Source organism: Variovorax sp. dw_954 (assembly GCF_018449755.1).
In the GTDB taxonomy this organism is placed as follows: Bacteria; Pseudomonadota; Gammaproteobacteria; order Burkholderiales; family Burkholderiaceae_C; genus Variovorax.
The window spans coordinates 304,210-311,881 of record NZ_JAAVVD010000006.1 but is presented as its reverse complement, the minus strand read 5'-3'; the positions used below and the strand labels follow the sequence as shown (position 1 = coordinate 311,881).

Sequence of the window (7,672 nt, the reverse complement as noted above, 5' to 3'; positions counted from 1 at the left end):
AGAGCGTGGCCTGCAGCGTGGGCTCCGCGCCACGCGCCGCCGGCTGCCGCACATCCTGCAGCCGCCGCTGGATGGCCTGCCAGCCGCCTTGCCAGCGCGCGTCGAGTTGCGCGCCGCCGACCAGCACGTGGCCTGCGAAGGCCTGGGCCAGGCCGGGCAATTGCTCGATCCAACGCTGCAGTGCGGTCGCGTCGTCCACGGTGGCCTTGAGTTCGGCCGCGCCCTGCGCCGGGGCCACGCGCCCTTCGACCTGCACACGGCCGCCCGGCATCACCAGGTTGAGATTGCCGTTGGCGGCCTGCTCTGCGATGCGCACCTTCAGCTTTCCGTCCAGGCGGGCGCGCACGGCCTCCAGGTGCAGCGAGCGCAGGTCGAGCACCTGGTCCTGCAATTGGCCTTGCGCGTCGGCATGGTCCAGGCGCAGGCCTTCGATACCGGCTGCCCCGGCGCCGCCCTTGGCATCCAGGGCGAGGTCGAACAGCAAGGCCTCGCCCCGCTGCTCGACGCTCGCGCGGCCGTCCACCGGCGCGCCGGCAAGCTGCGAGTGCAGCAGGCCGGGCTGCACGTCCTCCACCGTGGCCTTGGCGGTCCAGGGCGAAGGCGCCGGGCTCCAGCGGCCTTCCGCGCTGATGCGGCCGCCGCCGGCATGGATCGTGGCTTGCGGCACGTCCCAGTTCGTGCCGTCGAAGCTGGCGCTGGCCTCGACCCGCTCCACCGGCAGCTTGCCCTCGTCCCACGGTCCGGGCCGGTCGTTGCGGAGGTCGACCTTGCCTTGCCAGCCGTTCGGGCCGGCGGTGCTGTCCGGTCCGGCCGCCACCTCGCCGTTGAGCAGTGTCGCGGGCGCCTGCGGCCACAGCTGGGCCAGGTCAACGTTCTCCAATTCGGCCCGCGCGTCGAGCACGGGCTGCGGTTGCCACGGCGCGAGATGGGCCGTGAGCTGGCCATTCATCGGCGTATCCGCATCTTCCTGCGCCGGCTTCAACCGGGCCTCGACCGCGAGGCGCGCATCGCGTCCGGCCAGCGTGCCATTCACGCTCGCGCTCGCGAGCACGTCGATGCTGCGTTCCTTGTCCAGCGGCGCACGGACCTTGCCTTCCAGTGCGGCCTCGATGGCCATCGGCGCCGGGCCCTGCAGCCGCAGCTTGCCGCTGTAGTGGCCATCCGCGATATCGATGCCGTCGACCTGCAGTTCGTGATGGTCGGCGGTGTAGCGGTAGTGGCCGGCGAGCTGTCCGATGTCCAGCGGCGGCGGGCCGCCCCAGTGCAGCGCGTCGACGCGAAAGGGCAGGTCGATCTCGATCGGCAGCGCCAGTTGTTCGAGCGGCTCCACGGGCTTGTCGTCCGGTGGGCCGAGGCGCTCGATGCTGACGCGTTCCGCATGCACCTCGCCGAGCTTCACCTGGCGCTTCAACAGGGGTTGCAGGCTCCAGCCGATCGTCGCCTCGTGCACCTCGACGGCCAGCTTCTCGCTCTGCCAGCGCAGGAAGCCGATGTGCCCGCCCGTGCGGAGCGACCCGCTGACCTCGCGCGACTCCAGCGTCTGCCCCGCCGGCAGGTAGCGCGCGGCCCGCGACAGCGTGAACGCGAGCGACTGGTCGGAGCCGATCCACCACCAGGCGCCGAATGCCAGCGCCAGCAGCAGCGCCACCATGCCGCCCGCGAGCCACGCGAGGCCGCGCAACGCACGCCGCGTGCGCGAGCGCGCTGGCCGGGCAGTAGGAGGTGCAGCCTCCGCCACTGGCGCCGCCGCTTCCGGGTTGGCATCCTGCTTCATCGCCATCTCAGCGTTCCATGGTGCTGCGCCGTTGTTCCGCGACGCCTGCAGCTACGGCGAACATATTGAAGCCCGTTCTCATTTCTAGAAGTTGAAGCCCAGCCGCAGATGCAACCGGAACTTGTGGATGTCCACGCCATAGGCCAGGTCGATCTGCACCGGCCCGACCGGGCTCTTCCAGCGTGCGCCAGCGCCCACGCCGAACTTGGCCCGCAACTGCCGGAACTGGTCCGCCACCGAGCCGGCATCGACGAAGACGACGCTTTCCCAGTCGGTGAGTTGCCCGCTGTGGATGTACGGGCGCTGCCATTCGACGCTGCCCACGCCCAGGTAGCGGCCCTGCACGGTCTGCCCCAAGGCGTTGGGCACGCCGATCTCCTGGTAGCTGTAGCCGCGCACGGTGTTGTCGCCACCGGTCAGGAACTCGAGGGTGGTGGGGATCAGCGCCCGGTCGCTCGCGGTGACGGCCCCGGCCTCGGCGCGCAGCGCGATTCGGCTGCGCCGGGCTGCGCTGTCCGAAGTCCAGTCCAGCGGAAAGATGCCGAGCCAGCGCCCGTAGCTGCGCAGGAAGGGCAGGCGCTCGCCGGTCAGCGTGTAGCCGGCACCCAGCTCGACCGCCACGCCGTAGCCGCTGGTCGGCTGCGCGGGATTGTTGAAGTAGCGGCCGGTCCAGCCCCAGTTGAGCGTCAGCGCCGAGGCCGACGGCGGCGCGCCAACGCCTTTGTTCTGTGCGTTGTCGTATTGCAGGAAATAGCTGCGGTCGATGTGGTCGGTGCTGGTGCTCATGCCGCCGCGCACGCGGGCACTGTCGACCTCGTAGTCGCCCGAGGTGTCACGCTTGAGCTGCCCGCCGCCAAACCAGCGCCAGCCCCTTTCGCCGGGCACGTCGGTCCACTGCGTGCTGACGAACTGCGTGTTCTGGTCGAACTGCAGCCTGGACACGGCGCGCCAGCCCAGCACGGGCATCTGGTTATTGGTGTGGTCGATGCTCACGCGGGCGCCGTTGTCGGTGGTGAAGCCCACGCCGAGCACCACTTTCTGCAGCGGCGCGTCGCGCACCTGCGCGATCACCGGCACGGCCTGCGGATCCTTGCCTTCGGTGTCCAGCGTCAGGAACACCGAGTCGTAGTAGCCGCTGCTGGCCAGGCGCTGCTGGGCGTCGAGCAGCACCTGCTGGTCGTAGTCCTGGCCCTGCGGCAGCCGCGCGATGCGCAGGGCATTGATGGGGTTGTAGCGGTCGCTGCCGCGCACCAGCATCGGTCCGAAGCGATAGGCCGGCCCGGATTCGTAGGCCACATGCAACTGGGCGCGGGCGGTGTCGGCGTCGACGTCGGCCCGGCTGCTCTTCACGCTGGCGGTGGGATAGCGCTTGGCCGTCAGCGTGCGCAGGCCGCCGGACTTTGCGTTGTCCCATGCCTCCTGGCTGAAGGGCAGGCTGGGTCGCAGCGACCAGCCGGCGCGCACGGCATTGCGCTGCGCCTCGCCGGCCGCATCCTCGGCCACCGCGCCGCTGAAATTGATCTCGACCTGGGCCACCAGCGTCGGCTCGCCGGGCGCCACCGTCACATGCACCTGGCGCGGTGCGGGGGCGTCGGGCGTCTCGCGCAGTTCCAGCGTGAGCGTGGGCGTGAAATAGCCGAGCGTGCCCAGCAATTCGCGGGCATTCGCCTCGGCCGCGACCATCAGGCGCGACAACTCGGCGGCGCCGAGATCATCGATCTGGCGGTAGCGCTGGAGTTCGAGGTGGCGGACCAGATACTCGCGCACCTTGTCGGGCGCCTCGACCTCGATGCTGAACGCATCGTGCGGCTCCTTCTGCGACTTGCCGGCATCGTCCTTGTCCGCCCCCGCGACCGGGCTGGATACCGAGGCCGGCTCGTCCTGCTTTTGGTTCGGCAGCAAGCTGCACCCTTGCAGGAGGAGGGTGATCAAAAAAAGCAACGCCGGCCAGAAAGCCGGCGTATTGAAGGGTGCCACCCTGTGCATCCGCCCCATTCTGACAGCATGCTTCGCACCCGCGAGGCATGCGGGAGGACTATCCCTTGACGAACTTGCGCGCGACCGACCAGAGCAGGGGCGGCGCGATCATCTGCGCCACGCGCTTGAGCTTGTCGACCCGTCCCATCTTGATGAAGATCGACGAGACCTGATCCTCGCGCGTCTTGCCCGCGTCGGGGCTCGTGTAGTAGTACGCGGCGATCGAGCGGCGCGGGCGGCCGTCCGGCGGGGTCATCGGGTCGGGATGGCCGTGGTAGCTCACGGGGCCGTGCGGCATCAGCAAGGTGTGGCCGAATTCCGGCAGCACCTTGGTCACGCACTTGTCCTTGGTGGCGTTCCACAGTTCGAGCGACGCGCCCCATTCAGGTTGCCAGCCCTTGTTGAGGTAGGTGATGAACACCATCTCGTTCTTCAGGCCGAGGTGGCGATGCAGGTTGAAGTCGCGGTGCACCGCGAAGGTCGCGCCCGGCTTGCTTTCATGCAGGCCGCCGCCGAACAGCTTGGGGTCCGGCAGCAGGTAGGGCACGTCGATCACCGCCGACAGCCACTCGGTGAACCAGCCCGAATTGACCACGTCGAAGTACAACTGGGACGCCGGCCCCAGGTGCGCGCCAAGCGCCGTGCGGCGCGTGGATTCGTAGTTGCTCTTGACGTCGATCCACTGGCTCTGGTCGAACTCCTCTGTCACCAGTTCCAGCAGTCGCGGGTTGAACAGGTTTTCGACGACCAGGTGAGGGAACGGCTGGCCGGCCTGCAGGCGTGCCCGCAAGGACTCGATCCGTGCCGGCTCGAAGTACGAGCGGTCCACCAGTTCGGGAATGGCAAGCTGCACACCGCGGATGGTGATCGTGTCGGGAACCCATGCGTTCGCGCGGGCCTGGGGGACCAAACCAACGGCGGCAGATTCAAGCGATGAGATGTACACGGCAGGTAGCCCCGTCAAGATTTGCAGACACGCCCGAAGGCGCGGCCCTTCCAGTCTCCAATTCTTGAGAAATTGTGAACTAGAAAGTATTAATGTAACGGGAAGTGTACGTGCGTGCCAGCGTTTAGATGGCCTATGTCGCTTGACAAAAAAACATCGATATGTGTAGGAATACGCCTACTTTGAAAGTAGGCGCATGGCCTCTTCCAAGCCTTTCAGCGTAAGAGGGAACATACGATTCGACACAAGTTGCTGCATCACGGCAATGCTTTGCCGGTATTGCCAGACGCCTTGCGGTTCCGGGTTGACCCAGGCGAATTTCGGGAAGGCGTGCGTGAGGCGCTGGATCCACTCGGCGCCGGCTTCCTCGTTGTTGTATTCCACGCTGCCGCCGGGCTGCAGGATCTCGTAGGGGCTCATGGTTGCGTCGCCGACGAAGATGAGCTTGTAGTCCTTGTTGTACTTGCGCAGGATGTCCCAGGTCGCGAACTTCTCGGAGAAGCGACGCTTGTTGTTCTTCCACATGAAGTCGTAGACGCAGTTGTGGAAGTAATAGAACTCCAGGTGCTTGAACTCGGTCTTGACGGCCGAGAACAGCTCCTCGACCCGCTGCACGTGCTCGTCCATCGTGCCGCCCACGTCCATCAGCAACAGCACCTTGACGTTGTTGTGGCGCTCCGGCCGCATCTTGATGTCGAGGTAGCCGGCGTTGGCGGCTGTCTTGTTGATGGTTTCGTCGAGGTCCAGTTCGTCTTCATGGCCCTCGCGCGCGAACTTGCGCAGCTTGCGCAGCGCCATCTTGATGTTGCGCGTGCCGAGTTCCTGCGAGTCGTCGTAGTCCTTGTAGGCGCGCTGGTCCCACACCTTCACGGCGCTCTTGTTCTTGCCGGCGCCGCCGATGCGGATGCCCTGCGGGTTGTAGCCACCGTGGCCGAACGGCGAGGTTCCTCCAGTGCCGATCCACTTGTTGCCGCCCTCGTGGCGTTCCTTCTGCTCCTCGAAGCGCTTCTTCAGCGTCTCCATGAGTTCGTCCCAGCCCATCTTCTCGATCTTGGCTTTTTCCTCGGCGGTGAACTCGCGTTCCAGCGTCTTGCGCAGCCAGTCGAGCGGCACTTCCTTGGTGAAGTCGGCCAGCATCTCGACGCCCTTGAAGTAGGCGGCGAAGGCGCGGTCGAACTTGTCGTAGTGCTTCTCGTCCTTCACCAGCGTGGTGCGGCTGAGGTAGTAGAAGTCATCCAGGCTGTGGGCGTCGTCGGAGTTGGGCCCGACCACGTCGGCCTGCAGCGCCTCCAGCAGCATCAGGTATTCCTTGACGGACACCGGCAGCTTGGCCGAGCGCAGGGTGTAGAAGAAGTCGATCAGCATGCTGCGTCACTCCTTTGCCGAACGGGGCTTGTCCAGCAGGTAAAGCAATTGCGCCTTCACTTCGGGCCACTCGCCCGAGCGCAGGCTGTACATCACGGTATCGCGGATCGTGCCGTCGCGCCGCAGTGCGTGGCCGCGGATCACGCCGTCCTTGCGGGCGCCGAGGCGTTCGATGGCGGCCTGCGATGCATGGTTGAAATTGTCGGTGCGCCAGCCCACCACGTTGCAGCCGAGGGTATCGAAGGCATGCGACATCATCAGCAGCTTGCAGGTGGTGTTGACGTGCGTGCGCTGGCAGCGCCTGGCGTACCAGGTGTAGCCTATTTCCACGCGCTTCACGGCAGGGAGGATGTCGTGGTAGCTGGTGCTGCCGAGCACAGCGCCGGTGGCTTCGTCCGTGACGGCGAAGGCGAAGCGGTTGCCGGCCTCGCGCCCTTGCAGCGCGCTCTCGACGTAGCCGCGCGTTTCGTGCGGTTCGGGCACGGAGGTGATGCGCAGCTTCCAGAGTTCACCGTCGGCCGCCGCGGCCTTCAGGCCTTCTTCATGGGACAGTGCCAGCGGCACCATGGCGATACCGCGCGACGACAGCGTGACGGGTTCGACGAAAGGCATCGCCCGGTTCAGCGGTTGTTGCGTTGCATGAAGACGAGCTTCTCGAACAAGGTCACGTCCTGCTCGTTCTTCAGAAGCGCGCCCACCAGCGGCGGCACCGCGACCTTGTCGTCCTTGCTCTGCAGTGCCTCGACCGGGATGTCCTCCGCCACCAGCAGCTTGAGCCAGTCGAGCAGTTCGGAGGTCGACGGCTTCTTCTTCAGGCCGGGCAGGTTGCGCACGTCGTAGAAGGTCTTCATCGCGGCCGTCAGCAGCTCTTGCTTCAGGTTGGGGAAGTGCACGTCGATGATCTGCTTCATCGTCGCCACGTCGGGGAACTTGATGTAGTGGAAGAAGCAGCGGCGCAGGAAGGCGTCGGGCAGTTCCTTCTCGTTGTTGGAGGTGATGAACACCACCGGACGGTGCTTCGCGCGCACGAGTTCATGCGTCTCGTAGCAATAGAACTCCATGCGGTCGAGTTCGCGCAACAGGTCGTTGGGGAACTCGATGTCGGCCTTGTCGATCTCGTCGATCAGCAGCGCGACCGGTGCATCGGCCGTGAAGGCTTGCCACAGCACACCCTTGACGATGTAGTTGTGGATGTCCTTGACGCGCTCGTCGCCGAGCTGCGAGTCGCGCAGGCGGCTCACCGCGTCGTATTCGTAGAGGCCTTGCTGGGCCTTGGTGGTCGACTTGATGTGCCATTGCAGGAGCGGCAGGTCGAGCGCGGCGGCCACTTCCTCGGCGAGCATGGTCTTGCCGGTGCCGGGTTCGCCCTTGACCAGCAATGGGCGCTTGAGCGTGATGGCGGCATTGACCGCAAGCATCAGGTCTTGCGTGGCGACGTAGTTGTCAGAGCCCTTGAATTTCATTGGATCAGGTGAAGCTGTGGGTGAAAAGGGAACACATTCGATCTGCGATGCGCTGCATTCACTGCCTTGCGCCCGGGGCAGCAATGCGCCCTGCATATAATCAAATGTTGATCTGAAATCTGATTTCTCCACGAGATTGTGCGCGCA

At 65.9% G+C, this 7,672-nt stretch carries 5 protein-coding genes and 1 pseudogene; all 6 read right to left on the bottom strand.

The window, feature by feature from the left end:
• Positions 1 to 1,780 (bottom strand): annotated as a pseudogene (locus tag HB681_RS12890) (translocation/assembly module TamB); the annotation flags it as partial.
• Between the two features lie 78 nt (positions 1,781 to 1,858).
• Entirely contained in the window at positions 1,859 to 3,760 is a 1,902-nt protein-coding gene (locus tag HB681_RS12885) for a BamA/TamA family outer membrane protein (protein WP_213955205.1), read from the bottom strand.
• 49 nt (positions 3,761 to 3,809) lie between these two features.
• Positions 3,810 to 4,661 (bottom strand): 2OG-Fe(II) oxygenase, encoded by an 852-nt coding sequence (locus HB681_RS12880; protein WP_213955204.1) that lies wholly within the window; start codon positions 4,659 to 4,661, stop codon positions 3,810 to 3,812.
• Between the two features lie 213 nt (positions 4,662 to 4,874).
• Positions 4,875 to 6,062: a VWA domain-containing protein gene (locus HB681_RS12875; protein ID WP_213955203.1), complete on the bottom strand. Its 1,188-nt coding sequence runs from the start codon at positions 6,060 to 6,062 to the stop codon at positions 4,875 to 4,877.
• A 6-nt stretch (positions 6,063 to 6,068) separates the two neighbouring features.
• Entirely contained in the window at positions 6,069 to 6,674 is a 606-nt protein-coding gene (locus HB681_RS12870) for a GNAT family protein (protein ID WP_213955202.1), read from the bottom strand.
• An 8-nt stretch (positions 6,675 to 6,682) separates the two neighbouring features.
• On the bottom strand, positions 6,683 to 7,525 hold the full coding sequence (locus tag HB681_RS12865; RefSeq protein WP_213955201.1) for a MoxR family ATPase: 843 nt from the start codon (positions 7,523 to 7,525) through the stop codon (positions 6,683 to 6,685).
• Positions 7,526 to 7,672: the final 147 nt, after the last annotated feature.

Coding starts and splice junctions, on each gene's coding strand:
- HB681_RS12885 (WP_213955205.1), bottom strand. CDS start 3,760: ATGCACAGGGTGGCACCCTTCAATACGCCGGCTTTCTGGCCGGCGTTG.
- HB681_RS12875 (WP_213955203.1), bottom strand. CDS start 6,062: ATGCTGATCGACTTCTTCTACACCCTGCGCTCGGCCAAGCTGCCGGTG.
- HB681_RS12870 (WP_213955202.1), bottom strand. CDS start 6,674: ATGCCTTTCGTCGAACCCGTCACGCTGTCGTCGCGCGGTATCGCCATG.
- HB681_RS12865 (WP_213955201.1), bottom strand. CDS start 7,525: ATGAAATTCAAGGGCTCTGACAACTACGTCGCCACGCAAGACCTGATG.